The 26,093-nt window shown below is 65.6% G+C and carries 26 protein-coding genes; 14 read left to right on the top strand and 12 right to left on the bottom strand.

Annotated features, from left to right (window positions below; genetic code table 11):
- Nucleotides 1-3: 3 nt before the first annotated feature.
- The 4 genes from AABA86_RS06485 to AABA86_RS06470 form a co-directional block, all read right to left on the bottom strand.
- Nucleotides 4-981 carry a hydroxyacid dehydrogenase gene (locus AABA86_RS06485; RefSeq protein WP_338306229.1) on the bottom strand — a complete coding sequence of 326 codons (978 nt, stop codon included), beginning with the start codon at nt 979-981 and terminating at the stop codon, nt 4-6.
- A 12-nt stretch (nt 982-993) separates the two neighbouring features.
- Nucleotides 994-2,853 (bottom strand): TRAP transporter large permease, encoded by a 1,860-nt coding sequence (locus AABA86_RS06480; protein ID WP_338306228.1) that lies wholly within the window; start codon nt 2,851-2,853, stop codon nt 994-996.
- 1 nt (nt 2,854) lies between these two features.
- Complete coding sequence (locus tag AABA86_RS06475; protein WP_338306227.1) at nt 2,855-3,886, bottom strand: TRAP transporter substrate-binding protein; 1,032 nt, start codon at nt 3,884-3,886, stop codon at nt 2,855-2,857.
- A gap of 362 nt (nt 3,887-4,248) precedes the next feature.
- Complete coding sequence (locus AABA86_RS06470; RefSeq protein ID WP_338306226.1) at nt 4,249-4,692, bottom strand: DoxX family protein; 444 nt, start codon at nt 4,690-4,692, stop codon at nt 4,249-4,251.
- Nucleotides 4,693-4,786: 94 nt separating this feature from the next.
- Between AABA86_RS06470 and AABA86_RS06465 the strand changes: the two genes are divergently transcribed.
- Both AABA86_RS06465 and AABA86_RS06460 read left to right on the top strand, forming a co-directional pair.
- Complete coding sequence (locus AABA86_RS06465; RefSeq protein ID WP_338306225.1) at nt 4,787-5,707, top strand: LysR family transcriptional regulator; 921 nt, start codon at nt 4,787-4,789, stop codon at nt 5,705-5,707.
- A gap of 143 nt (nt 5,708-5,850) precedes the next feature.
- Complete coding sequence (locus AABA86_RS06460) at nt 5,851-7,329, top strand: caspase family protein (protein WP_338306224.1); 1,479 nt, start codon at nt 5,851-5,853, stop codon at nt 7,327-7,329.
- Between the two features lie 52 nt (nt 7,330-7,381).
- On the opposite strand, the gene AABA86_RS06455 is transcribed toward AABA86_RS06460, so the two are convergent.
- From AABA86_RS06455 to AABA86_RS06445, 3 genes are all read right to left on the bottom strand, one after another.
- Nucleotides 7,382-7,753: a hypothetical protein gene (locus tag AABA86_RS06455; RefSeq protein ID WP_028145489.1), complete on the bottom strand. Its 372-nt coding sequence runs from the start codon at nt 7,751-7,753 to the stop codon at nt 7,382-7,384.
- Nucleotides 7,754-7,788: 35 nt separating this feature from the next.
- Complete coding sequence (locus AABA86_RS06450; protein ID WP_338306223.1) at nt 7,789-9,075, bottom strand: Spy/CpxP family protein refolding chaperone; 1,287 nt, start codon at nt 9,073-9,075, stop codon at nt 7,789-7,791.
- A gap of 133 nt (nt 9,076-9,208) precedes the next feature.
- Nucleotides 9,209-10,633 carry an FAD-binding oxidoreductase gene (locus tag AABA86_RS06445; protein WP_212249900.1) on the bottom strand — a complete coding sequence of 475 codons (1,425 nt, stop codon included), beginning with the start codon at nt 10,631-10,633 and terminating at the stop codon, nt 9,209-9,211.
- An 83-nt stretch (nt 10,634-10,716) separates the two neighbouring features.
- On the opposite strand from AABA86_RS06445, the gene AABA86_RS06440 reads away from it, so the two are divergent.
- Complete coding sequence (locus AABA86_RS06440) at nt 10,717-11,223, top strand: thioesterase family protein (protein WP_212249901.1); 507 nt, start codon at nt 10,717-10,719, stop codon at nt 11,221-11,223.
- A 16-nt stretch (nt 11,224-11,239) separates the two neighbouring features.
- Here AABA86_RS06440 and AABA86_RS06435 read toward each other — a convergent pair whose 3' ends face one another.
- Complete coding sequence (locus tag AABA86_RS06435; protein WP_008556598.1) at nt 11,240-11,413, bottom strand: DUF1328 domain-containing protein; 174 nt, start codon at nt 11,411-11,413, stop codon at nt 11,240-11,242.
- Nucleotides 11,414-11,650: 237 nt separating this feature from the next.
- On the opposite strand from AABA86_RS06435, the gene AABA86_RS06430 reads away from it, so the two are divergent.
- The 9 genes from AABA86_RS06430 (at nt 11,651) to AABA86_RS06390 (ending at nt 20,105) form a co-directional block, all read left to right on the top strand.
- On the top strand, nt 11,651-14,263 hold the full coding sequence (locus AABA86_RS06430; protein ID WP_338306222.1) for an ATP-dependent helicase: 2,613 nt from the start codon (nt 11,651-11,653) through the stop codon (nt 14,261-14,263).
- Between the two features lie 75 nt (nt 14,264-14,338).
- Nucleotides 14,339-14,533, top strand: a complete 195-nt coding sequence (locus AABA86_RS06425; RefSeq protein WP_212249909.1) for a type II toxin-antitoxin system HicA family toxin — start codon at nt 14,339-14,341, stop codon at nt 14,531-14,533.
- Nucleotides 14,534-14,540: 7 nt separating this feature from the next.
- Nucleotides 14,541-14,831 carry a type II toxin-antitoxin system HicB family antitoxin gene (locus AABA86_RS06420; RefSeq protein WP_212249910.1) on the top strand — a complete coding sequence of 97 codons (291 nt, stop codon included), beginning with the start codon at nt 14,541-14,543 and terminating at the stop codon, nt 14,829-14,831.
- An 88-nt stretch (nt 14,832-14,919) separates the two neighbouring features.
- Nucleotides 14,920-15,333 carry a hypothetical protein gene (locus AABA86_RS06415; protein ID WP_212250091.1) on the top strand — a complete coding sequence of 138 codons (414 nt, stop codon included), beginning with the start codon at nt 14,920-14,922 and terminating at the stop codon, nt 15,331-15,333.
- Nucleotides 15,333-16,004 (top strand): OmpA family protein, encoded by a 672-nt coding sequence (locus tag AABA86_RS06410; protein WP_212249911.1) that lies wholly within the window; start codon nt 15,333-15,335, stop codon nt 16,002-16,004. Before AABA86_RS06415 ends, AABA86_RS06410 begins: the two co-directional genes overlap by 1 nt.
- A 172-nt stretch (nt 16,005-16,176) precedes the next feature.
- Nucleotides 16,177-16,695, top strand: a complete 519-nt coding sequence (locus tag AABA86_RS06405) for an Mpo1 family 2-hydroxy fatty acid dioxygenase (protein WP_212249912.1) — start codon at nt 16,177-16,179, stop codon at nt 16,693-16,695.
- Between the two features lie 28 nt (nt 16,696-16,723).
- The gene (locus AABA86_RS06400; RefSeq protein ID WP_212249913.1) at nt 16,724-17,755 is read left to right on the top strand and encodes an NAD-dependent epimerase/dehydratase family protein; all 1,032 of its coding nucleotides are present in this window, start codon (nt 16,724-16,726) and stop codon (nt 17,753-17,755) included.
- A gap of 27 nt (nt 17,756-17,782) precedes the next feature.
- Entirely contained in the window at nt 17,783-18,409 is a 627-nt protein-coding gene (locus AABA86_RS06395; protein ID WP_212249914.1) for a methyltransferase family protein, read from the top strand.
- Between the two features lie 391 nt (nt 18,410-18,800).
- Nucleotides 18,801-20,105, top strand: coding sequence for a PQQ-dependent sugar dehydrogenase (locus tag AABA86_RS06390; RefSeq protein WP_338306221.1), 1,305 nt, complete (start codon nt 18,801-18,803; stop codon nt 20,103-20,105).
- Nucleotides 20,106-20,109: 4 nt separating this feature from the next.
- Here AABA86_RS06390 and AABA86_RS06385 read toward each other — a convergent pair whose 3' ends face one another.
- The gene (locus tag AABA86_RS06385; RefSeq protein WP_338306220.1) at nt 20,110-20,934 is read right to left on the bottom strand and encodes an aspartate dehydrogenase; all 825 of its coding nucleotides are present in this window, start codon (nt 20,932-20,934) and stop codon (nt 20,110-20,112) included.
- A 37-nt stretch (nt 20,935-20,971) separates the two neighbouring features.
- Complete coding sequence (locus AABA86_RS06380) at nt 20,972-21,889, bottom strand: LysR substrate-binding domain-containing protein (RefSeq protein ID WP_338306219.1); 918 nt, start codon at nt 21,887-21,889, stop codon at nt 20,972-20,974.
- Nucleotides 21,890-22,035: 146 nt separating this feature from the next.
- On the opposite strand from AABA86_RS06380, the gene AABA86_RS06375 reads away from it, so the two are divergent.
- On the top strand, nt 22,036-23,109 hold the full coding sequence (locus tag AABA86_RS06375; protein WP_338306218.1) for a tartrate dehydrogenase: 1,074 nt from the start codon (nt 22,036-22,038) through the stop codon (nt 23,107-23,109).
- Nucleotides 23,110-23,159: 50 nt separating this feature from the next.
- Here AABA86_RS06375 and AABA86_RS06370 read toward each other — a convergent pair whose 3' ends face one another.
- A complete protein-coding gene (locus AABA86_RS06370) occupies nt 23,160-24,098 on the bottom strand; it encodes a LysM peptidoglycan-binding domain-containing protein (RefSeq protein WP_338306217.1) in 939 nt (312 codons plus the stop codon).
- A gap of 180 nt (nt 24,099-24,278) precedes the next feature.
- On the bottom strand, nt 24,279-24,773 hold the full coding sequence (locus AABA86_RS06365; protein WP_338306216.1) for a MarR family winged helix-turn-helix transcriptional regulator: 495 nt from the start codon (nt 24,771-24,773) through the stop codon (nt 24,279-24,281).
- 101 nt (nt 24,774-24,874) lie between these two features.
- Between AABA86_RS06365 and AABA86_RS06360 the strand changes: the two genes are divergently transcribed.
- Complete coding sequence (locus AABA86_RS06360; RefSeq protein WP_338306215.1) at nt 24,875-26,083, top strand: ABC transporter substrate-binding protein; 1,209 nt, start codon at nt 24,875-24,877, stop codon at nt 26,081-26,083.
- Nucleotides 26,084-26,093: the final 10 nt, after the last annotated feature.

Genomic DNA, 26,093 nt, shown 5'->3' with positions numbered 1-26,093 from the left:
CGCTCACGGCCGCCGCGTCCAGCGCGCAGCGTTGACCGCGCCCGGGGGAATTTCGCCCCTGACGATCGCTTCGACCTGCCGAACCGTTTCCAGCGACTGGTATTCGATCGCCTGCGGCGTCAGCCCGCCGACATGGGGCGTGGCGACGACGTTGGGGAGCCTGGCCAGCTCCGGCGTCGGCATCTGGTCGGGCGCGCGGCCGACATCCATCGCCGCGCCGGCGATGCGGTTCTCAAGCAACGCCTTGGCCAGCGCCGCCTCGTCGACCAGATTGCCGCGCGAGAGATTGATGAAGACGGCATGCTTCTGCATGCGCGCCAGCGCCGCCTCGCCGATCAGGTTTTCGGTCTGCTCGTTGGCGATGGCGAGGCAGACGACATAGTCGGACGCAGCGAGAAGCTCGTCGAGGCCGACCTGCCGGATCGCTGCATCGCTGACGGTGGCGAAGGGATCGGCGACCAGCACCTCCATGCGCAGCACTTTTGCCACCTCGGCGAGATAGCGCCCGATGCTGCCGTAACCGACGATGCCGATTTTGCTGCCGGCGAGCTGACGACCCATCCGCGCCTCGACCTTGCGGCCGGCCTGGTAGTCCGCGGTCGTCCGCGACACGCCGCGGGAAAGATCGACCATGAAGCCGAGCGCGAGCTCGGCGACGGCCTGAACGAAGCCGGGGCCGGCGCGGGTCACGAGCACGCCGGCCTCTGAGGCCGCCTCGACATCGACGTTGCGGATGTCGACGGCGCAGCGCACGAACGCGCGCAGACGCGGCAGCCGTGCAAAGATCTCGCCGCGTCCCTCCGTCATGCGATCGGCAACGACGATGTCGGCGTCTTTCGCGGCGCGCACGAGGCCGTCCGCGTCCAGCGTTTCATCGCTCTCATGCAGGATCACCTCGGCGGCCGCGCGCAAACCGTTCAGGCTGCGATCGCCATAGTAATTGCGCCGCATCTCCGGCGTGTGAGCGAGCAGAACCTTCACGACAAAACTCCTTCAGTAGCCGAATGCCCGCGGCAGCGCGGTCGACAGCCACGGCACGAAGGCAATGACGAGCAGGCAGAGGAACAACAGGCCGAGATAACCCATGATCGGCTTCACCGTCTGCTCGATCGGCACGTTGCCGATCAGGCAGGCGCCGTAGAGTCCGAGCCCGAGCGGCGGCGCGAACAGGCCGATGCCCATGGCGATGACCAGCACGACGCCGAAATGCAGGGGATCAACGCCGAGCTGCACGGCCACCGGCAACAGCAGCGGCCCGAAGATGATCAGCGCGGCGGCGCCCTCCAGCACCGAGCCCATCACGATCAGCACGGCGATCGCGAGCAGGATGAACAGCCAGACGCCTGAGGTCTTCGACAAACCGAGCATGAAATCGCCAACCGCATGCGGCACCTGCTGCAAGGTCAGCGTGAACGCAAGCGACTGCGCGGCAGCGACGATGAACAGCACGAGACCGGCGCGCGTCGCCGCCTGCACGAAACTGTGCGCGGCCGATTTGAAGCTGAGCTCGCGGAACACCACGCTGCCGACGACGAGCGCATAGGCCACCGCGAAGGCAGAGATCTCGGTCGCGGTGGCAAAGCCGCTCTTGAAGCCGAAGAAGATCATGAAGATCAGGCCGAACGAGGCGATCGCCCCGCTCCACAGCCCCGACACGGGCATCTGCGGCTCGACGTCCTCGACCCTGTCCGGCCGCTTGCCGAAGATGATGGAGACCGCAATCAGCACCAGCGCCATCAGCGCCGACGGCAAGAGCCCCGCAACGAACAAGCCGCCGATCGACAGGTTCGCCACAAAGCCCAGGATGATCAGGTTGATGCAGGGCGGGATGGCCTCCGCCATCACCGCGGACGCCGCCAGCAGCGCCACCGCGCCGCCGGGGTTCTGCTTCGAGCGGCGCGCCGCCGGGATCAGCACCGAGCCGACCGCGGCGACATCGGCCATCTTCGAGCCCGAGATGCCCGAGAACAGCACCATCGAAGCGACCATCACGACGTTTAGTCCGCCGCGCATGCGGCCGACCCCGCGCTGCAACAGCTCGATCAGGCGCACCGACATGCCGTTGGCTTCCATGAGATAGCCGACGAGGATGAAGAACGGGATCGCAAGCAGCACGAAATTGTCGATGCCGCGCGCCATCTGCTGGGCGAAGATGACGCCGGGCAGCGCGCCCTCGACCCAGATGAAGATGAGCGCGGCAAGCGCCAGCGCAAAGCCGATCGGCAATCCGCCGAACAGCGTCACGAAAAAGCCGATCAGCATCAAGGTGCCCGCCGACGGGACCGAGGACGGCGACAGATAATCCCAGGCGAGATAGAGCCCGGTGACGACGATGATCGCAACGAGCCCCCTGACGATATCGGGAAGCGGCCTCGCGCAGAGATGGTCGATCGCGAACACCGTCATGAACAGCGCGCCGACGCCCATCGGATAGAACGTCAGCTCCAGCGGCAGGCCAGAACCGGTGGTCTGGCCTGCAGTCAATGAGCCCAGCTTGATGGCGTTATAGGCGACGTAACCCGAGATCAGCACCACCAGCAGCGCGCCGGCGGCATCGACCAGCGTCCGCAGCCGTGCCGGCAACAGGTCGCGGAAGAACGACACGCCGACATTCTCGCCGCGCGCGAGCGCGCTCGCGGCACCGAAGAAGGCCGAGCCGACCATCAATCCGCGCGCGACGTCGTCGGACCATTCGACCGGCGCGTTGAAGAAGAAGCGCAACAGCACGGACGCACAGACCACCACGAGATCGGCGGCGAGCAGGACGGCCGCGATCGCATCGCTGAGGCGAAGCAGCAGGGTGATGCTCCCGTGGCGGCCGCCCGGGAGCGGCACGGCGGCTGTGATCGTCATCTCAGGCTTGCGTTGCGCGGATGATGTCGATGACGGCCTTGGATTCCGGCCGCGCCTTGATGAAATTCTCGGTCTGCGGCGCGACGCGCTTCCTGAACGCCTCGCGGTCGCATTCGGCAACCGTCACGCCCTTCTCGGTCAACGCCGCCAGCGCCTCCTTCTCGACCGCAAGCCCATGGGCACGCGTGTCGGCCGCGGCCTTCTTCGCGGCATCGAGGAAACCCTCGCGCAGCTTCGGGTCCATGCGGTTGTAGGTCATGTCGCTGAAGTAGATCGCAAGCGGCGAGAAATTGTGCTGCGTCAGCGCGTAGAATTTCGCCGTTTCGAAGAACTTGCTGGCAAGGATCGTCGGCGGATCGTGCTCCAGGCCATCGAGCACGCCGGCCTGCAACGCCGTGTAGATCTCGCCGAACGCCAGCGGCGTCGCGGCGGCGCCCATCAGGCGCAGGCATTCGGTGATGACGGGATTCGGCAGGGTGCGGATCTTGAGGCCGGCGAGATCTTCCGGTGTCTTCACCGGCTTCTTGGCAAAGACGCTGCGCGAGCCGAAATTATAGGCCCAGGCGATGATGCGGATGTTGCCGCCCTTGAGCAGGGCGTCCTCGATCGGCTTGGCGGCGCCGGCATCGAACGCCTTGGTCTGCTGCGGGAAGCTCGAGAACAGAAAGCCGAGATCGTAGGTGCCGACCAGAGGCACGAGATTGGCCGAGATCGAGGAGCCCGACACCATGAGATCGATGACGCCGAGCTTCACCGAGTTGATGACATCGATCTCCTGGCCGAGCTGGTTGTCGGGGAAGAACGCGACCTCGATCTGCTCGCCGAGCCCGTTGCCCTTCAAATTCTTGACGAGGTTGTCGTAGTAGACGCGGCCGTTGGCGTATTTGGGATCGTTCGGCAGCGAGGAGGAGCATTTCAGCTTCAGCGTCGCGGCCTCGGCACGACCGATGATGGCGGGGGAGAGCACGAGGCCGGCGGTGACCGCCGCCGATGACTTGATGAACGCGCGACGGTTCACGGGCACGATGGTCATGGTGCGGTCTCTCCCCGATTATTCTTTTTCGCGACCGCGGTCGTTGCCGCAGCCCGTTGCAACGACTGTATGGCCAAAGCGACGGCGCGGGCAAGGGTTGCGGCCGGTGAGGAAGCGGACGCGGGAGGAACAAGCATTCCGGCGAACACGCAGTGGAATGCCTGTGTTTGCCGATGTTTTCGACGAATGCCGCGCGATGGTCCGGCGAACGAAAGACCCGCCAGGCAAGATGGACGCGGATCGATCCAATTCAGGTATGGATCAATACCGAACGTAGATTGATCGGCCTGGTACGAAGCAGACGAATGAAAGCCGCGGGATCATGATCCCGCGGCTTTCAGGTTGGAGCGAATGCCGTGACGTCAGCGCGAATGCGCGACGCTGAGCTGGCCGCCCGCCGCCGCGACATCACGCGAGGGACGCAGCGCGTAGGCGCCGTCGCCGAGCAGGGCCTGCGCGACCAGCGCGATTGCCCAGAAGGCGGGGTATTCCCAGCCGCCCTTCGGATTGGTGAAGAAGAAACCGGCGGCGCCGTGCACCGTGAAGATCGCGCCGAGCAGGATCGGAATGCCGGCGAGCGCGGCATAGCGGGCCCAGAGGCCGAGGATCAGCGCGACGCCGCTCAGCACCTCGACGGTGATGATGAGGTAAGCGAGCTCGGGCGGAAAGCCGAGGCTGCCGAAGAATTTTGCGGTGCCGGCGGGCGTGAACACGAACAGCTTGAGGCCGGCATGGGCCAGGAACAGCGCGCCCAAGGTCACGCGCAGCACCAGTGCGGCGTACGGGGCGGTACGGGAATCGATCATGGGGTGTCTCCTTTGGCCGCAACATGATCTATTCTCATTCCAACGATAATCCGCTATTATCGAAATACACTTCACACCTGCAGAGTGAGGTTATTTGCTCGACCGCCTGACCAGCCTGGAGGTCTTCGCCAAGGTCGCCGCGAGCGGCAGCCTGTCCGGCGCGGCCCGGGCCATGGGCCTGTCGCAGACCATGGTGACCAAGCATGTCGCCTCGCTCGAGGCGCGGCTCGGCACGAAACTGTTCCACCGCACCACGCGGCGGCTCTCCATCACCGAGGCCGGACGGAGCTATCTCGAATCCTCCGAGCGCATCCTCGCGGACATGGAGGCCGCCGATGCCGCGGTTGCGCGCGAGCGCATCGAGCCGCGCGGACTGCTGCGGGTCAACGTGCCCGTCGTGTTCGGCACCAGGCAGATCGCGCCGCTGATCGCGGAGTTCTGCGAACGCCATCCCGAGGTCACGGTCGAACTCGGCCTCAACGACCGCCTCGTCGACCTTGCCGAGGAAGGCTGGGACCTCGCGATCCGCATCGGCAGCTTGCGCGACTCCAGCATGGTGGCGCGAAAGCTCGCGCCGAACCGCCTCGTGGTCTGCGCCACACCTTCATATCTTGCCAGGCACGGCACGCCGCGCACCGTCGCCGATCTCGCCGGGCACAATTGCCTTGGGTACACGCTCTCGCAGCAGGCGAGCGCGGCGGAATGGCTGTTCGGCGCAGAGGGCGAAATCCGCGTCCAGGTCAGCGGCACCTTGCGTGCCAACAACGGCGATGCGCTACGCGCGGCGACGCTGGCCGGCCTTGGCCTCTCGCGACAACCCACCTTCATCATCGCCGACGATCTCCGCTCGGGCGCGCTCGTCGCGCTCCCGCTCGACCAGCCGGAAATCCAGACCTCGGCGGTGCACGCGGTCTACCTGCCCGACCGCCGGCCACCGGCCAAGGTACGCGCCTTCATCGACTTTCTCGCCGCGTGCTTTGCGCCTGACCCGCCCTGGGACCGCGGACTGCCGTGACGCCGCACGGCCTGCCGCGCCGGCCAGGCAGACATCCTGCCCGATTTGTCGCACGCCCAGCGTGAGCTAGCGCACAGACAGTGTCATGGCACCGACCTAGAAAAAGTGACATCATCGCGCGTATTGCCGATGGAGGTGACATCATGCGCCGTCCAGCCTTTCCCAATTTGCTTCTTGCGTCCGGTTTTCTTGCGCTCGCACAGTTGATGACACCGACGGTGGCCGCGGCCGAAGCGCGGCTCGCGCTGGTGATCGGCCAATCCGCCTATCGCACCGTGCCCGAGCTGCCCAACGCCGCCAACGACGCCAAGGGCATGACGGAGCTGCTCGGCAATGCCGGCTTCACCGTCACCACGGCCGCCAACCTGGCGCAGAACGAGATGCGCGCGGCGATCTCGGATTTCGCCGGCAAGGTCAGCGCCAGCGGCGCCGACACGGTGGCATTGGTGTTTTATGCCGGCCATGGCCTGCAGATCGACGGCGAGAATTATCTGGTGCCGGTCGATCTCGATCCCAAGCGCGAGGCCGACATTCCGCTCCAGGGCGTGCGGCTGAACGACATGCTCAACACGCTCGGCGCGCTGCCGACGCGGGCGCGCATCTTCATGCTCGATGCCTGCCGCAACAATCCATTCCCGGCGCTCAGCGGCGCCGGCCACGGGCTTGCGATCGTCGACACCAAGGCCGGCGCGCCGGGCTCCTTCATCTCCTATTCAACCTCGCCCGGCGCCGAGGCCGAGGACGGCAGTGGCATCGACAGCCCCTACACCACGGCAGCGCTGACCGTTGCCAAGCAGCCCAATCTGCCGATCGAGGAAGTGTTCAAGCGCATCCGCGTCGCCGTCGCGCAATCGACCGACGGACGGCAGATCCCCTGGGAAAGCTCCTCGCTGACGACCGACTTCAAGTTCTTCGGCGAGAGCAGCGGCAGCCAGCCGGCCATGCCGGGCGCGTCCTCGATGGCGCTCGCCAGCGGCACGCGCAGCGTCGAGGATTGGCGCCGGGACTTGCAGGGCAAGCCGGCCATGGTCGCCTATGAACTCGTCATCACCGACGACACGGTGCCGGCGTATCAGGCCTATATCGAGCTGTACGCACAGGACACCCGTACACCGCGCGTGCGCACCGTGCTGGAGCGGCGACGGCAGATGCTGGCCTGGGAGCGCGCTACCGCGATCAACACCCGCGCCTCGTTCGAGGCTTATCTTGCGAACTGGGACAACAGCGACCTCGCGGCAACCGCACGCAGGCTGTTGCTTCGCGTGCAGAACCGAAATTACGGCCTGCCTGTCGCCGCCGCTGCGAGCCCTGCCCCGGTTGCCGTCGCGATGGCCCCGACCTGCCCATGCTCGACCCCGTCGAGTCCGGCAACGCCCGTCAATCCGAGCGTCGCGCCCGTGATCAAGAAGCGCATCGACGACACACCGCCCAAGCGCAAGGTGGTCGAGACGCCGCCGAAGCGCCGACCGCCTCCGGACGAAGTGGTCTACGAGCGCGCCCCGCCCCCGGGGCCGCCGCCAGCCGCTGTCATGCAGGGCATCGGCGTCGGTATCGGGATCGGCATTGGAATGGGCGGCCGCGGCGGCGGCGACCATTATCGCGGCGACTACCGCAGATACTGAGACTGTCCAGCATAGACATTGATCCGGCTCGCGCCCGACGCGCGAGCCGGATCTACTGCGCCAGCGCCGGATAGTCGTGTTGGACGGCCTCCCGGATCCAGCCCGCCTGGATCGCGCGAAACAGGATCTGCGCCGTCTTGATATCATTTGCCTTCACGCAGAGGTCGACGATGCGGCGGACCGCATCGTCGCGCATCAGATCGTCTGCGATCTTCATCGCAATTTCCATCGCGACGCGGGCTGCACGTTCAAAGCGCTCACGTTCGCGCTTATCAGCCTGTGCGGAGCCTCCGACAGCCTCCGCGCCCGCTCTCGCAGCCTCGCAGATGTTACGAATGCGCTCCGCCGCGTCGATATCGCCGATCGGTCCCTGGATCGGCTCATCCCAGATGTCGGCCGGCTGCCGCCTTGCGAACCACTTCATTGCCCCCACCCGTGGCCTTTATTGGCTTGCACCGTTCAGGACGTGCGGCGCGGCCCGATCGCCTCGAACTGCGCCTTCTGCTCGTCGTTGAGCGTGGCGTAGAAATCATCGAGCGCCGCGCGCACCGACTTGATCCCGTCCAGCATCGCATCGAGCCGTTTGCGGATTGTGGCCATGCGTGCCGGCGGTGTCATCATGTCATTGGGCTCGCAGCCCGCCTTGAGCGATGCGCTGACCTTGGCGCTGGTATCCTGGAGCACCTGGAGCGCCGCGCGCTGGGTGTCGCTCGGACGAAGCCTCTCATCGATCGCAGCACCGGGCCAATCGAACGCGGCGGTCACATTGCAAGACTGCACCGACGCTTCCCTCGCATTGTTCGATGCCGTCGCACGACGCTGATCCTCGGCCAGCGCATTGAAGCGCGCCTTCTGCTCGTCGTTCAGCGAGCCATAGAATTGGTCGAGCGCGGGCTGGACCAGCTCGACAGCCTTCTGCATCGCCTCGATGCGCTGCTGCATCGTTGCGAGCCGGCCGGGCGCCGTCGCTGCGGCCTGCGTCGGACAGGATGTGCGGATCAGCGCTGCCGCGTCGACTGAGGCATTGCCGAGCGCATCGAGAGCGGCGCCCTGCGCATCTGTCGGCTGCACCGCGGATGCGATCTGATCGATCGGTAGTCCGGCGATGGCACGCCGGTCACTGCCGCAGAGCTGATCGAGCGGTGCGTTACGCGCCCGTCGTCGTCCCTGCGGTTGCTGCGGCAGATAGGCCGACAGGCGATCATAGCCATAGGGGCCGAAAATGCCTGCATAGATGTCGGGGTAACCGTAACCCCAGAAGCCGAGCCCGTCGCCCCAGATCGTGTAGTCGTAAAGGTCGTTATAGGCGAACGGCCAGAACAGCGGCCCGACCCAGCCATAGCCGCCGCCCGCATGCTGCCACCATCCGCTGCTTGCGCCGCTCCAGCCGGCCAACGCGGCCGCTGCCACGATCTGTGTACGCGCTGCCGGATTGCTGATCAGCCGGCCATTCCGGAATGCGCTGGTGTTCAGGGCATTGCGGAAGCTCGCGGGGCGGATCGCAGCATTGCGGATCTGGCCGAAGTTGGGCCCGCCGCGTCGGACCCCGGACGTGAACCGCATGCCGCGATGATGCCCGCCGGCATGCCCATGTCCACCGCCGTGGCCACGGAAATGTCCGCCGCCGTGATGGCCACCGCCGTGCCCGCCTCCATGGCCACCGCCATGTCCGCCCTTCGCCAGAGCCGCGCCCGCCAGCATGCAGGCAAGCGCCATCGCGGCAATTCCAATGACCGGTCGCACCATCGCATCCTCCCGCAGAGCCGCACCATTGAGGCATCGGAACTTGGCGGGAATTGGAACCGATAGGATTGCCGAAAGTTCCCGCCCCCGACCGGGGGACGGCATCGGCCCTGCGGCGGCTTGTGGTGCCGAAGGCCTACGCCTCCGGCACGATCTTGCCGGGGTTGAAGATGTTGAGCGGATCGAGCGCCTTTTTCAGCGCCCGCATCGCATCGAGCGCCTCGGGGCCGAGTTCCGCCTTGAGGTATTTCTGCTTGCCCTGGCCGATGCCGTGCTCGCCGGTGCAAGTGCCGTCCATCGCCTGCGCGCGCTCGACCAGGCGATGCATGAACTCTTCGCCGCGCGCCATCTCCGCCGCGTCGTTGGTGTCGCAGACCAGCGAGCAATGGAAATTGCCGTCGCCGACATGGCCGACGATCGGCGACAACAGATTGAGGCGCTTGAGATCCTCTTCGGTTTCACTGACGCAATCGGCCAGCCGCGAGATCGGCACGCAGACGTCGGTTGCGACCACGCCGATGCTGTCGCCGGGCCGCAGCGCCTTCACCGACCAATAGGCGTCGTGCCGCGCCTGCCACAGCTTCGTGCGATCCTCGGGCTTCGTGGTCCAGGAGAAATCGCCGCCGCCGCAATCCTTCGCGATCTCGCCGAAGGCCTTGGACTGCTCGGCGACCTCGATCTCGCTGCCGTGGAATTCCATCAGGAGCAGCGGCGTCTCCGGCAGCGTCAACTTCGAATAGGCGTTGCAGGCTTTCACCTGCGCGGCGTTGAGCAGCTCGATGCGCGCCACGGGAATGCCGGTCTGGATCGCCAGGATCACGGCCTGACAGGCCCCGTGCACGCTCTCGAACGACACCGCACCGGCCGCGATCGTGTCGGGGATGCCGCGCAGACGGATGGTCAACTCCGAGATGATGCCGAGCGTACCTTCGGCGCCGACGAACAGATGGGTCAGGTCGTAGCCGGCGGATGATTTCTTGGCGCGCGTGCCGGTGGTGATGATCTCGCCGTCGCCGCGCACCACCTTCAGCGCCAGCACGCTGTCGCGCATGGTGCCGTAGCGCACCGCATTGGTGCCGGAGGCACGGGTCGAGGCCATGCCGCCGAGCGAGGCATCCGCGCCGGGATCGATCGGGAAGAACAGGCCCTGGTCGCGCAGATGCTCGTTGAGCGCCTTGCGGGTCACGCCGGGCTGGATCACGCAGTCGAGGTCCTCGGCGTGCACCGCGAGCACCTTGTTCATGTCGCGCAGGTCGATCGAGATACCGCCGGCGGGCGCGTTGACCTGGCCCTCGAGCGAGGTGCCGGTGCCGAAGGGAATGACGGGGACGCGGTTCTTGGCGCAGATCCTCACCACGTCCTGGATGTCGGCGGTCTCCTGCGCCATTACCACGCCATCCGGCGGCTGGTTGGGGATCCAGGTGGTGGTATGGCCGTGCTGCTCGCGCACGGCCTGTGATGTGATGAGGCGGTTGCCGAAGCGTGCGGCAAGCTGCTCCAGTGCGCTCGCGAGGGCTTTCGGCTCCGGCCGCGGCGGATTATTGGTGATGGTCGTACCCACGGAATTCCTCCCGACAGAAGAACCGTGGCAAAGGACATAAAACCGGTCAAGTCAAGCGACCGGACGCATAGCTGGAAGGAAACATGCCGGAGACTGCCGCCTCAGCGCCCCAAGCACAGCCATTCCGCGCCTCGATCATGCAGATCGAGCCGCAATGGATCGATTATAACGGCCATCTCAACATGGCCTATTACAACGTGATGTTCGACCGCGCGATCGACCAGCTCTGGGCCGAGCTCGGCATCGGGCCGGCTTACATGAAGGAACGCCACGGCTCGACCTTCACCGCCGAATGCCACGTGCGTTACTTGCGCGAAATCCACCTCGGCGATCCCGTGCAGATCTTGGTCTGGCTGCTGGAGGCCGACGACAAGCGGCTGCACACGTTCGAGGAGATGCGGCACGCAAGCGAAGGCTGGCTGTCGGCGACTTCCGAGAACATGTCGCTTCATATGGACATGAACTCGCGCAAGGTTGCGCCTTTTCCGCCGGATATAAGCGAGCGCATCGCTGCGGTCACAAAGGCCCACAGCGCGGTGGCGCGCCCCGAGGGCATCGGCCGCAACGTGGCGATGCCCTCGAAGCGGTAGCGCGTGATCCGGCGCACTAGATCCTGTTGCGACCGCGGGCCAGGCCGACCACGGCCGAGACCAGGAACAGAACGACCGCGATGAAGAAGATGATCTTGGCGATCTCGATCGAGGCGCCGGCGATGCCGCCGAAGCCCAGGATGCCGGCGATCAATGCGATAACCAGAAACGTCACAACCCAGCCAAGCATGGTAAAACCCTCGTCTTGATGTCTGTCTGCGTTTGGCGCGGCTGGCCGCGCCACCTGCCCAGACAATCTCGAGGCGGGAACGATGGTTCCGATCCGCGCAGGGTGGAAATTCGAAAGGCCCGCAGGAACAAATTGGCCTGCCGCGCACGTGGAAAACCTCATTCCGCCGCCCCATATAGACACCAATCCCTGTTAGAAGGCTCCCTTCCGCCACCCCCCGGTGCCATCGTGGGGCCTATGATTCGCATGACCGAGCCGAGCAAGATCACGTCCCAGAACGTCCCCGATCACCAGCCCGCAGCCGGCGGCATCGCCGCGCGTGCGCGCGCCTCGGTGGGCCCGAAATATCTGTCCGGGCTCAATCCGGAGCAGCGCGAGGCCGTGGAGACGCTGGACGGCCCGGTCCTGGTGCTGGCCGGCGCCGGCACCGGCAAGACGCGCGTGCTGACGACGCGGATCGCCCATATCCTGAGCCAGGGCCGCGCCCGCCCCGCCGAGATCCTGTCGGTGACCTTCACCAACAAGGCCGCGCGCGAGATGAAGCACCGGCTCGGCCAGATGCTCGGCCATGCCGTCGAGGGCATGCCGTGGCTCGGCACCTTCCACTCCATCGGCGGCCGCATCCTGCGCACCCATGCCGAGCTGGCGCAGCTCAAGTCCAACTTCACCGTGCTCGACACCGACGACCAGGTGCGGCTGCTGAAGCAGCTGCTGCAGGCCGAGAACATCGACGACAAGCGCTGGCCAGCACGCATGCTCGCCGGCCTGATCGACGGCTGGAAGAACCGCGGCCTGATGCCGTCGCAGGTGCCGTCAGGCGAAGCCGCCATGTTCGGCAACGGCAAGGGCGGCAAGCTCTATGCGAGCTATCAGGAGCGGCTGAAGATTTTGAACGCGGCGGATTTCGGCGATCTGCTTTTGGAAGATATCCGCATCTTCCGCGAGCATCCGGATATTCTGCGGCAGTACCAGCAGCGTTTCAAATTCATCCTGGTGGACGAGTATCAGGACACGAACGTCGCTCAATATCTGTGGCTGCGGCTGCTGTCGCAGGCGCCGTCGTCCCCGTCCTTCGCCTCTCCCCGCTTGCGGGGAGAGGCCGACGCGCAAAGCGCGGCGGGTGAGGGGGACTCTCCGAGCACCGCGCTCGTGGAGACTCCCCCTCACCCCGACCCTCTCCCCGCAAGCGGGGCGAGGGAGCAGACGCCCCCCACCAAGAACATCTGCTGCGTCGGCGACGACGACCAGTCGATCTATGGCTGGCGCGGTGCCGAGGTCGACAACATCCTGCGCTTCGACCACGATTTCCCCGGCGCCAAGGTCATCCGCCTCGAGCGCAACTATCGCTCGACCGGCCACATCCTCGCCGCCGCCTCGCACCTGATCGCGCACAATGAAGGCCGGCTCGGCAAGACGCTGCGCACCGAGGACCAGGACGGCGAGAAGGTCACGGTGACGGGCTCGTGGGATTCGGAAGAGGAAGCCCGCGGCATCGGCGAGGAGATCGAGCAGATCCAGCGCAAGGGCGAGAAGCTCAACGAGATCGCGATCCTGGTGCGCGCCTCCTATCAGATGCGCGAGTTCGAAGACCGCTTCGTCACGCTCGGCCTGCCCTACCGCGTCATCGGCGGCCCTCGCTTCTACGAGCGCGCCGAAATCCGCGATGCGCTGGCGTACTTGCGCGTCATCAACTCGCCGGCCGACGACCTCGCCTTCGAGCGTATCGTCAATGTGCCCAAACGAGGACTCGGCGACGCCACCGTGCAGATGCTGCACGACCACGCCCGCAAGCGCCGCATTCCCTTGTTCGAAGCGGCGCGCGCCGTAGTCGAGACCGACGAGCTGAAGCCGAAGGCGCGCGGCTCGCTTCGCGAGGTCGTCGCCCAGTTCGACCGCTGGCGCGCCCAGCGCGAGGTCACCGCGCACACCGACCTCGCCCAGATCGTGCTCGACGAGAGCGGCTATACCGAGATGTGGCAGAAGGACCGTTCGGCGGACGCCGCAGGCCGGCTGGAGAATTTGAAAGAGCTGGTGCGCTCGATGGAGGAGTTCGAGAACCTGCAAGGATTCCTCGAGCACATCTCGCTGGTGATGGACCGCGACAGCGGCGCCGATGAGGACGCGGTGTCGCTGATGACGCTGCATTCGGCCAAGGGGCTCGAATTCGACAACGTGTTCCTGCCCGGCTGGGAGGAAGGCCTGTTCCCGAGCCAGCGCACGCTGGACGAACAGGGCCGCGCCGGCCTCGAAGAGGAGCGCCGGCTCGGCCATGTCGGCCTGACCCGCGCCCGCCGCCGCGCCATGATCTATTTCGCCACCAACCGCCGGATCCACGGGACATGGTCGACCACGATCCCGTCGCGCTTCCTCGACGAACTGCCGGCGGCCAATGTCGAGATCACCGAATCCAAGGGCGGCTCGGCCTGGGGCGGCACCGGCGGCTACGGCGCCTCACGCTTCGACGACATGGAGGCGTTCGGCTCCACCTATTCGACGCCGGGCTGGCAGCGCGCCCAGGCCAACCGCAACCGGGGCGGCGGCCGCAATGGCGGCGGTGGCGGCGGCAGAAGCGGCGGCTTCGAGGAAGAGGCAGCAACGTTCTCCTCGTCCTCGTCATCAGGCCCCGACTTCGGCAGCTTCTCCTCGCGCCGCCGCGGTCCGATGACCATCGAGGGCGAGTTGGTTGCCAAATCCACCGGCACGATCTCGGACTTCTCGCTCTCCGACCGCGTCTTCCACCAGAAATTCGGCTACGGCCACGTCACCAAGATCGACGGAAACAAGCTCACGATCCACTTCGACAAGGCCGGCGAGAAGAAGGTCGTGGACAGCTTCGTGCAGCGGGCGTGAGCAAAGCCGCTCCGCTCACCAAACACTAGTTACCCCGGATTAGTTTGTGGTCAGGTGATTCTCTTGGAGGACATCATGCTGACCGCGAGCCGCGACATAATTCGGCGCCTGGAGCAAGAGGGTTGGAAACTCGTGCGTGTGACCGGCTCGCATCACGTATTCAAAAGTCCCGCTTCGGGCGAAGCGATCGTCGTTCCGCATCCTAAGAAGGACTTGGGAAAGGGCTTGGTCCGTGCCATCTATAAGGGGGCGGGTTGGAAGCCCGACTGAGGTCGATATGGCTCATTACATTGCCATCATTGAGGACGCTGGGCCGGACCATGCCGTTGGAGTGTGGTTTCCGGACCTGCCCGGCTGCATTTCCGGCGGCGACGACATCGACGAAGCCTTGGAGAATGCGCCAGAAGCGCTTGAACTCTATGCGCAGGAGCTGATTGGGGACGGCCGCCAGCTTCCCTCGCCAAGGACGTTGACCGAACTTAAGGCCGATCCGGAGGTCGCTGACGACCTCAGGAAATACATGGTCGCCCTGATCGAACTACCTACCCGCGCCCACGCTGCCGAGTGAGGACTGTTCGCCGCACTCGCCTGGCGTTCAACAGATCTCCCCCGAACAGCCCTTGACCCGCCCGAACTTCCCCGTATCAGATGCCGCCATGGTCCGGGGCATCGCACTGATCTTGCTGGCATTGGGGATGCCGTCGCTTAGCGCGGCGGAGACTATGAGCTTTGGCGATTCGATCGGGCTCCTGGCCAAAAGTTGCGGTGCGGAAATCGTCGCCAATTGCCGCGGCGTCAACCCGGATTCGACCCGCCTGAAGGAGTGCCTGTCGCGCAACCGCGACGTGCTGTCCCAGCAGTGCCAGAGCGACTATCTCGGCGCGTTCGACGCCATCCAGAAGCGCGTCGCCGCGCGCGTCACGGTGGCGAACGCCTGCCAGCGCGAGATCGTCAAGGTCTGCGGCGGCTCGACCAAGGAGACCAGCAAGTCGATCCCCTGCCTGGTTTCGACGCCCAAGGGCATCAGCAACAACTGCCTGAAAGCCGTCGACGACGCGGGGTACCGCTGATGCGCGCGAACAGGCTTTTCATTGCCGGAACTGCGGTCGCGCTCGGCCTCGCTTTGCTCGCGGGCGCTGCCGGTGCCCAGACGGCGGCGCCGACCCGCGACGACATCGTCGGCAAGCTCAACCATTTCGAAGAAGCCGCCGAGGTCGACCTTCCCGCGCTGAAGCAGCAGGTGATGGAGCGCGCCAAGGCCAGGATCAAGAACGATCCGGGTCCGGTGAACCGGCCGCCGATCGCGCCTGACCTCGCCAAGCTGCCCGCCTTCAACGCGCAGATCCAGTTCGATGCCGACACGCCGATCATCCAGCCGGCCTCCTACCAGACCGTCGGCCGCATCGCGGACGCGCTGGTTCATTCCTCGCTGCTGCCCTACACGTTCCTGATCGTCGGCCACGTCGAATCGAACTCGAAGACGCGCGAGGCCAATGCGATCCTGAGCCAGCGCCGCGCCGACGCGATCCGCGACGTGCTGGTGAACACGTTCAAGATCTCGACCAAGCGTCTGCATCCGATCGGCCTCGGCGAGGAGCAGTTTCTCGACCGGGCCAAGCCGACCTCGGCCGTCAACGGCCAGTTGCAGATCCTGACCTACGCCAAGGTGCCAGAGGAGGCGCCTGCGCATCCGGCTGCGGCGCCTGCGCCTGCGGCGAAAAAGCCCGCCAAGAAGCGCTGAGCGAACGCAGCTTCGCACCCGACGGAACCCTTTGAAGTCCCGATCGTTTTGTAACCTGTCCGGGGCGCACAAATACGGTTTCACGCGACAAAAGCGCCGGTTTGTGCACCGCCCGGTCCAGTGCTATAGCCTCTGTTCGCCCTTCCCCGACCCCGTGCTGCATGAGACCGAAATGGGTGGCTATTTCCAGCGCCAACTTGCCGTTTATGTCGAGTACCATCGCGACCCCCGGAACACGGCGATGCATGTGGTCGGCATTCTCCTGTTGTTCACCGGCGCCGTGATGCCGCTGACGCTGGTCAGGCTTCCGCTGTTCGGTTTCGATGTCAGCCTCGCCGTGATCCTGGCCTTGCCGGTCCTGATGTATTGGCTGCTGCTCGATGTGGCGCTCGGGATCGGCATTCTGGCAGTCTCGATCGTGCTATTTTCGGTTGCGACGGCCGTTGCGGCGCAAGTCGGCACCGCGACGATGTGGGCGATTTTCGCCGCGCTGGTGGTGCTCGGCCTCGCCGCGCAGACCATCGGCCACAAGGTTTTTGAGGGCCGCGAAGCCTCGTTGTTCACTTTTCCTTCGCATCTTTTGCTTGGACCGATGTTCGTGATGGCAAAATTATTCATTGCATTGGGCTTCCGTCGCGACCTTGCCGCGATTCTGGCGCCTCTTCCGACCAATTCCCTTTCAACCCGATAGCTCTAGACGCGAAACAGCAACCTTCTGCATGGCTCTCGTACTGGTTACCGGTGGCAGTGGCTTCATCGGACATCACCTCGTCGAAGCGCTCCGCGCCCGTGGGCAGCGGGTGCGCGTTCTCGATGTCCGCGCGCCGTCCGCGGCGAACGCGGATGTTGAATACGTCCACGGCTCGGTGCTCGACGGCGCCGCGGTCGATGCTGCAATCGCCGGGGTCGATCAGGTCTATCACCTCGCCGGCCTGCCCGGCATGTGGGTCGCCAACAAGCAGGACTTTCACGACGTCAACTGTCGCGGCACCGAAATCGTGCTCGCGGCCGCAATGAAGCGCGGCGTGTCGCGCTTTTTGCACTGCTCGACGGAATCGATCCTGTTCCCCTATTCCGACCTCAAAGGCGCTGCCGCCGAAGAGACGCTGCAGCCGGCCGACGCCATGCCGGGTGCCTATACGCGCTCGAAGTCGCTCGCCGAGCATCATGCCGCGAAAGCGGCGGCCAGCGGCTTTCCGCTCGTGATCGGCACGCCGACCATGCCGATCGGCGCGGCCGACCATAATCTGACGCCGCCGACGGCGATGCTGTGGTACTTCCTCCAGAAGAAGGTGCAGCCGCATCTCAACTTCCTGGTCAACCTCGTCGACGTCCGCGACGTGGCCATGGGCCTCGTGCTGACCATGGAGCGCGGTCGCATCGGCCAGCGCTACATCCTCGGCGGCGACTGCGTCCCGCTCGGCAACATCCTGCGGATGATGTCGGCGATGAGCGGCCGCCGGCAGTTCCCGGTCGTCGTGCCCGGCAAGATCGCCGAGCTCTCGGGCATCATGCTCGAATATCTCGCCGATCGCGTCACGCGGCGGCCACCCAACGGCACCGCCGAGGGCGTGCGCATTGCGCTCGCCGCAAGCGACCTCTCGATCGGCAAGGCGCGCACCGAGCTCGGCTACGCGCCGCGTCCGATCGAGCCCGTGCTGCGTGAAACCATCACCCATCTGCTCGCCCGCAACGGCCAGCAGCCCTCCGGCGCCATCAAGCATCACGCGCTCTCCTCGCGCGCGAGCTGAAGCCGCCGCCCAACGCAAAGAACCTTCATGTCCTTCGATTTCAGCAAGCTTCTTTCTGTGGCCTGGGGTGGCTGGACCACGGCCTGGCCGACCGAACTCCTGGCCCTGATCTGGCTTGCCTTTCTCGCCAGCTGGGTCGGCGCCTCGTTCTGGCAGGGGCAGACCAAGAAGCAGGTCATGACGCTGGAGTCCGGCCGCTATCGCATCCCGATCCTGGTCGGCGGCATCCTGTACACGCCTTGGATTGCACAGCTGCTGGGCTGGAAGCCGCTCTGGGTGCTCGGCAACACCGGCATCATCATCGCCGCGGTCCTCTCGGCCGCCGGCATCGCCTTCGCCTGGTGGGGCCGGCTGCATCTCGGAAAATTCTGGTCCAACACCATCACCCACAAGGAAGACCATCGTGTGATCGACACCGGCCCCTACGGCATCGTGCGTCACCCGATCTACACCGGGTTGATCTTCGGCATGCTCGTCACCGGCATCGCGATCGGCCTCATAACGACGATCCTCGGCGCCGTCCTGATCTCGCTCGGCATGTGGCAGAAGGGCCGAATGGAAGAGGTGTTTTTGTCCAAGGAGCTCGGCGAGGACGCCTACGGCGCCTATTGCCGCCGCGTGCCGATGATCATCCCGTTCCTGTCGCCGCGGTAAGGGCTAGCAGCTCGCCTATCGCTCTCTCGCGTAACGTTTGCGGCTAATCCCGTCATCCTGAGGCGCTCAGCCGGCGATGCGAACGCATCGCTGGCTGAGCCTCGAAGGATGCACAGCCGCGATGCATCCGAGCCCTCCATCCTTCGAGGCTCGGGTCAGGAACCGCCGCGGCCCCTCTCCATGCAAATTTAGTCGGCTGCCATTCCATGGGAATGGACGTCCGTCGAGTTCCCCGGCGTTGACCTTTTTACCGCCAGCACGTTGGATGCGCGCGCAACGAGGCACGGCGACATTCCATCGTGGATCTGGAGAGATCGGCGATCAGGCCTGAGCCCGCGCGGGGCATTGGGCGATCCGTTGGACTGTGCCGCACGTTCAACAGGGGATTTACATGACCTTTTCCAGCATCTTTGCGCAGTTCGTCGCGCTCCTCGGCGGCATTGCGCTGCAATGGCGGAAGCTCTCGGGCAACACACCTGCGCCGGCCTGGGGCCAAACGCCGGCGATCCCCGAAGCCAAGCCGCAAGGCGCGATCCCGACCTTGAAGATGCCGTCCGCGCGCGGCTGGAGCGAGGGCCAGAAGCCGACCGTGGCGCCCGGGCTCAAGGTCAATGCGTTCGCAACCGGGCTCGACCATCCGCGCTGGATCGAGGTGCTGCCGAACGGTGACGTGCTGATTGCGGAGGCCACGCAGATCGCCGGCGCGCCGCGCAGCGTGTTTCACTATGCGATGCAGGCGACGATGCGGCGCGCCGCGGCGCTCGGCGTGTCCGCCGACCGCATCACGCTGCTGCGCGACAAGGACGGCGACGGCGTCGCCGAACACCGCGGCGCCTTCATGGAAAACCTCAGCCAGCCGTTCGGCATGGCGCTGGTCGGCGACACTTTTTACGTCGGCAATACCGACGGCGTGATGGCTTTCCCATACGCCGCCAATGCCGACCGCATCACCGCGCCGGGCAAGCGGCTCACGACGTTCAAGCCAAGCGGCCACTGGACCCGCAGCCTGCTCGCAAGCCCCGACGGCAACAAGCTCTATGCCGGCGTCGGCTCGCTCAGCAACATCGCCGAGATGGGCATGGAGGTCGAGGAAGGCCGCGCCGCGGTCTACGAGCTCGATCTCGCCGCCGGCACGCATCGCATTTTCGGCGCCGGCCTGCGCAATCCAGTCGGTCTTGCGTGGGAGCCAAATACGGGTGTGCTCTGGACCGTCGTCAACGAGCGCGACGGCCTCGGCGACGAGACGCCGCCGGACTATCTCACCTCGGTGCGCGACGGCGGCTTCTACGGCTGGCCCTATTGCTATTGGGGCAAGACGGTGGACGACCGCGTGCCGCAGGATCCGGCGATGGTCGCCAAGGCGCTTCAACCGGACTACGCGCTCGGCGGCCACACCGCCTCGCTCGGCCTGTGCTGGATGCCCGCGGGCACGCTGCCGGGCTTCCCCGACGGCATGGTCATCGGCCAGCACGGCTCGTGGAATCGCAGCACGCTGTCCGGTTACAAGCTGGTGTTCATCCCGTTCGAGAACGGCAAGCCGTCCGGCCCCGGTCGCGACATCCTGTCGGGCTTCCTGTCCCCAGACGAGAAGGAATCCTACGGCCGCCCGGTCGGCGTCGCGATCGGCCCCGACAAGAAGTCGCTGCTGATGGCCGACGACGTCGGCAACGTGATCTGGCGCGTCACGGGCGCGTGAAGGATCACGTCCCCACACACAGCGTGGCGCGCTGCTTCTTCAGCAGCGCGATCACCGACAGCGCGGTGATCAGGCCGGTCTTTGGATTTTCGGACGGGATGTTCTCGATGCCCATCGAGAACCGCGCCGAATCCGCCTCGACCTCGATGCGGTGAACGTTGCGCGTCACGGTCGGGTCGGCCCAAACCTGGATCTGGGTGCGATCGGGCCCTATTCCCGCCAGCGACAGCGCAACGGCGACGTTGACGTTCGCCGGAAAGCCCTTCGCCGCTTCGCGCGCGCTGCCCTCGAACAGTTTGAGCGGCTCGCGCAGATTGTCGATGTCGATGTTGTTCTGAACGATGAACGGCGCGCCCTTCAGCCCGTCGATCGGCTTGCGCGTCACCATCTTCACGGATTGGATGCTGCCGATTGCGGCGGCGTTGACGGCGTCGAGCCCGATCAGCGCGCCGGTCGGCACGATGATGCGGCCGCCATTGGCACGCGCGAGATCGACGAGATCGAAATTGTCGAGCAATCCACCGACGCTGACCACGACCGCGGCCTTGCCGCGCTTCACAGCGGGCTCGACGATCGCGCGCAACTGGCTGCTCGGTGCGCACTCGACCACGATGTCGGCGACCTCGCCGAGCTGATCGATCGGCAGGATCTTCGGCGAATGACGCAGACCGCCGATGAAGGCCTGATGCTTGGCGGGATCGCGCACGGCCACGGCCGACAGCGCCAGCCCCTCGATGCCCTGATCGAGCGCGGTCGCGATCTTCGTGCCGATCGAGCCCAGACCGGCAATGGCGACCCGCCACTCGCTCGAAGCTCTCTGTTCAGTCATCGCACTCACCTCTGGTCCGAGCTTCCGTCATAGCCCCTCACGCCTCCCGCGCATAGCTGCGCAGGCGCGCCTCGAGCACCGCCAGCATGGCATCGCGGGCCGGATCGCGCGAGCCGCGCAACCACGCGGCGGCGAGCGGCAGCCGGCCGACCGGCCCGCTCTGCCTTGGCCGCAGCGGCACGAAGCGCACGCCCGTGACCGCCATGCGCGCCGTCCAGCGCGGCACGATCGCAACCCCGAGCCTCGTGGCCACCAGGTTGATGATGGTCTGCTTCTCGTCGGCGACCTGCACGATACGCGGCGTCAGGCCTGCCTGCTCGAACAGCTTGATCGTGAGATCATGGCTGTGCGGCCGCGAGCGGCGGTCCGGTACCAGCATCGCCTCGTCGGCGATGTCGGCCAGCGTGATCGACTTGCGCGCGGCCAGCGCGTGCCGCTGCGGGAACGCCACGATCGCGGTCTCCTGGAGCAGATCGCGGAATTCGAGCCGCTTGTCCGCACGATCGGGCCGGCGAACGAAGGCGAGATCCAGCGCGCCGGTGAGGATCTTCGGCAGCAACCGGATGGTCTTGTCCTCGAGCAGCTGCAACGCGATGTCAGGATGCCTGGCGCGGAAGTCGCGCAGGAGCGGCGGCAGCAACCCGGCGGCTGCGCTGTCGATGGCGCCGATCCGGAGCCGCCGCGCAGTCCCCGCCCGGGAGCGGTTGCGCAGATTGCTCTCGACCGCCTCGACCTTGGCGAGGATGGAGCGGGCATCGCGCAGCAGCGTCGCGCCGTCCTCGGTGAGCGACACTGCACGCGTCGTGCGCGCGAACAGCCGCGTGCCCAGATCCTCCTCCAGCAGCCTGATCTGGCGGCCGAGCGCGGAAGGCAGCATCTGGAGCTGCTGCGCGGCCCGGCCGAAATGCAGCTGCTCGGCCGCCGCCACGAAGCACCGCAACTGATGCAATTCCATCCCGCAAATCCTCTCCTCTCCCGAGGATTATATCATTTTTTTGTATAAACCAGCGCCAATTGAGTTCGCCCTGCACTCCCGTCTAGATTCGCCGACGACGCAGACGGCCAGCTATGCCGGCGCGATCTCTCACACGGAGCATTCTCATGCGCACTCATTCGATCGCAGCCATTCCCGCCGACGGCATCGGCCCCGAGGTGATTTCGGCCGGCCTGCGCGTGCTGGAGGCACTGGCCAAACGCAGCGGCGATCTCGCCTTCAACGTCAGGACGTTCGACTGGGGCTCGGATTATTACAAGAAGCACGGCGTGATGATGCCGGCCGACGGCCTCGCCGAGCTGAAGAAGTTCGACGCGATCTATTTCGGTGCGGTCGGCGCGCCCGATGTGCCCGACCACATCACGCTGTGGGGCCTGCGCCTGCCGATCTGCCAGGGGTTTGACCAATACGCCAATGTGCGGCCGACCAAGATTTTGCCCGGCGTCGCCTCGCCGCTGCGCAATGTCGGTGTCGGCGATCTCGACTGGGTGATCGTGCGTGAGAATTCGGAAGGCGAATATGCCGGCATGGGCGGCCGCGCCCACAAGGGCCTGCCGGAGGAGGTCGGCACCGAGGTCGCGGTCTTCACCCGCGTCGGCGTCACTCGCATCATGCGCTATGCGTTCCAGCTCGCACAGTCGCGCCCGCGCAAATTCCTGACCGTCGTGACCAAGTCGAACGCGCAGCGCCACGGCATGGTGATGTGGGACGAGATCGCGGCCGAGGTCGCGACCGAATTCCCCGACGTGACCTGGGACAAGATGCTGGTCGATGCCATGACGGTGCGCATGACGCTGCATCCGAGGAGCCTCGACACTATCGTCGCGACCAACCTGCACGCCGACATCCTCTCGGACCTCGCCGGCGCGCTGGCCGGCAGCCTCGGCGTGGCGCCGACCGGCAACATCGATCCGCAGCGCCGCTTCCCCTCGATGTTCGAGCCGATCCACGGCTCGGCCTTCGACATCACCGGCAAGGGCATCGCCAATCCGGTCGCGACCTTCTGGACCGGCGCGCAGATGCTCGAGCATCTCGGTGAGAAGGACGCCGCTTCAAGGCTGATGGCGGCGGTCGAGCGCGTCTGCGCGGCCGGCGTGCTGACGCCGGATGTCGGCGGCAAGGCGACGACGAAGGAAGTGACGGACGCCGTGATCGACGCGATCAACGGCTCGAACGTGTGATCGCCCCTCGGATGCCCGGGACAAGCCCGGGCATGACAGGTGTGAATTAACTACCTCCGCCCCGCCGGAGGAGCCGGCGGCGTCGCCATCGCTGCGGCCGGCTCCGGCGGTGCCAGATGGCGCGGCACGATGATGGTCTGTCCGGGCGTGAGCTGCGCGTTCTCTGCAAGCGAGTTGCTCTGCGCGAGCGTCCACAGCGGCACGCGATTGGCGGCGGCTATGCTCTCCATGGTATCGCCGCGCCGCACCGGCACCCGCACGCCGCTATCCCACAATTCGACCAGCGTATCCGCAGGCACCAGATAGCGCAGCGGCACGGCACCGGCCTGGGTCTGCGGCGGAATGCGCGGCAGCTGGGTCACCATCTCGACGATCTGGCGATGGATGTCGTCGGACTTTTCGATGTTGATGTGCGAGACGCGGCTGTTTTCCTTCAAGTCGTAGCTCGCATAATGACCGCGAAAGCCGGGGACCGCGACGACGTCGCCGCCGCCGAGCACGCTGTCGGACAGGAAGATGTTGATGAAGCGCTCGACATTGAGCGGCACGTCGCCTGTCGCATGCGCGGGATCGATGGCGATGACGAGGCTGATCGGGATGCTCTCCTTGGCCGCCATCTCGGAGATGACGATCGAGCACAGCCCGCCCATGGAGTGCCCGATCAGCACGATCGGCGCCGCCTTCTCCTTGTAGCTGGCGATGACGCGGTTGCCGATGAACCGGCAGAGGGTGAATTCATAGACATCGGCGGAAAAGCCGGCCTGTGTCAGCTTCTCGCCGAGCCGGTCCATGCCGGTCGAGAAGATCGGGCCCATGGCGCCGCGGAACAGGTAGACGTTCGGCGGCGGCAACGGCTCGAACGGCGGAGGCGGCGGTGCGGCCGGGATCGCTGCCGGCTTCGACTTGGCCGGGGACGCCGCGGTCATGACAGGGTTCAAGGCGAGCAGCGCAACCGCTGCCAGCACGACTAGCCGCCTCAGATCCATCATCAGTCCAAGCAGTCCCACCACGGGAGGCGAGGGCCCCCTCCGGGGGCTTAGTGACGGCCGATTGGGTGGAATTTGGGGCACGGAACCCGCCTCCATCCCTCCCGGGCTCGATGTCCCGCGCACGTTTGGCGGCGCGACCGGACTTTGCGACGATTGGCCTCGGTCCTCGCACGCGAACGGCTAAAGCGGCAGCATCCGGTTCAGCAATTCGAGCAGCGTGCGCTGCTCGGCCTCGCTGAGCGGTGCCAGCATCTTCCGATTATAGGGCTCCGTCAGCCTTGCTCCCTCCGCAATGAGCTTTGCGCCCTTCGGCGTCAGCATGAGCTCGACGGCGCGGCGATCGGACTTCGAGCGGTTGCGCTTGATGAAGCCGGATGATTCCAGCTCGTTCAGGATCTTGATCAGGTTCGGCAGCCGGAGCCGGAGCAGGCTGGCGAGGCCGCTCGGCGGAACGCCCGGATTGTCGCGAATGACGGCGAAGATCGCATAGGTCGCGGGCGTCAGGCCCAAAGCGGCGAACTCCTCGTAGAAGCCTTCGAAGAACTTCAGCTGCGCCAGGCGCAGCATGAAGCCGGGCGTGCGCTGGAGCGCGCGCAGGTCCAGCGATTTCTCCGTCTGCTGAGCGGACTTTTGCGGAGCGGATTTGGCTCCGGGTCTTAGAGGCTTCGGGCTCATGATTCTCAATCCAAAGGGCCGGCCGAATTGACACTCTCAAAAATAGCTATAAAATATAACTATTATTCAGCGGCACCAAGACCGCCTATGGGAGGGACACAATGAACAGCAAATTCCTGCACAAATTATGCATTTTGGCCGCAACGCTGGCCACGGCGCCGACGTTCGCCCAGGACGTTGTGAAGATCGGCGTCCTGAATGACCAGTCCGGTCCGTTCGCGAGCTACCAGGGCATCGGCTCGGTCGTCGCCGCCAAAATGGCCGTCGAGGATTTTGGCGGAAAGGCCGCCGGCAAGCCGGTCGAGGTCGTCGCGGCCGACCACCAGAACAAGACCGACATCGGGATCGGCATCGCGCGGCGCTGGTACGAGAACGACAGCGTCGATGCGATCTTCGACCTTCCGAACTCGTCGATCGCGCTTGCGGTGGCCGGCATGAGCGCCGAGAAGAACAAGGTCTTCGTCGGGTCGGGCGCCGGAACAGTGCTGCTGACCGGCGAGAAGTGCACGCCGAACACCGTGCACTGGACCTACGACACCTATGCCTACGGACGCGGTCTCGGCAAGGCGATCGTGCGGCAGGGCGGCAAGAAATGGTTCTTCATCACCGCCGACTACGCCTTCGGTCATGATCTGGAAAAGCAGGCTGCGGAGGCCGTGAAGGCGTCCGGCGGCGAGGTGCTCGGCAGCGTGCGGCATCCGCTGGGAACGGCCGATTACGCCTCTTTCCTGCTGCAGGCCCAGGCTTCGGGCGCGAACGTCGTCGGCTTCGCCAATGCCGGTGACGACACCATCACATCGATGAAGCAGGCCGCCGAGTTCGGGCTGACCAAGGACCACAAGCTGGTCGGATTGATCCTGGGCATGAATGGGCTTCCCGCGCTCGGCCTGAAATTCGCGCAGGGCGCGCAGATCATGAATCCGTTCTACTGGGATCTGAACGACGGCACGCGGGCTTTCGCAAAGCGCTTCGCCGAGCGCATTCCCTCAAAGGCCTATCCGAACGACATGCAGGCTGGCGTCTATGCCTCGGTCATTCACTATCTCAAGGCGGTCGACAAGGTCGGCGGCGCCAAGGACGGCAAGGCCGTCGTCGCCGCGATGAAGGAGATGCCGACCGATGATGTTCTGTTCGGCAAGGGCTATATCCGCAAGGACGGTCGCAAGATCCACCCGCTCTACCTGTTGCAGGTCAAGTCGCCGGAGGAATCGACATCCAGCTGGGATCTGCTGAAGGTCGTCGCCACGATCAAGGGCGAGGACGCGTTCCGCTCCGAGAGCGATGGCCAGTGCCCGCTCGGCAAGCCATAGAAGCGGAGCA

The organism is Bradyrhizobium sp. TM233 (assembly GCF_036247965.1).
GTDB classification, from domain to species: domain Bacteria; phylum Pseudomonadota; class Alphaproteobacteria; order Rhizobiales; family Xanthobacteraceae; genus Bradyrhizobium; species Bradyrhizobium ottawaense.
Note: the sequence above shows the minus strand (reverse complement) of the source record. Positions and strands in the feature narration are given on the sequence as shown.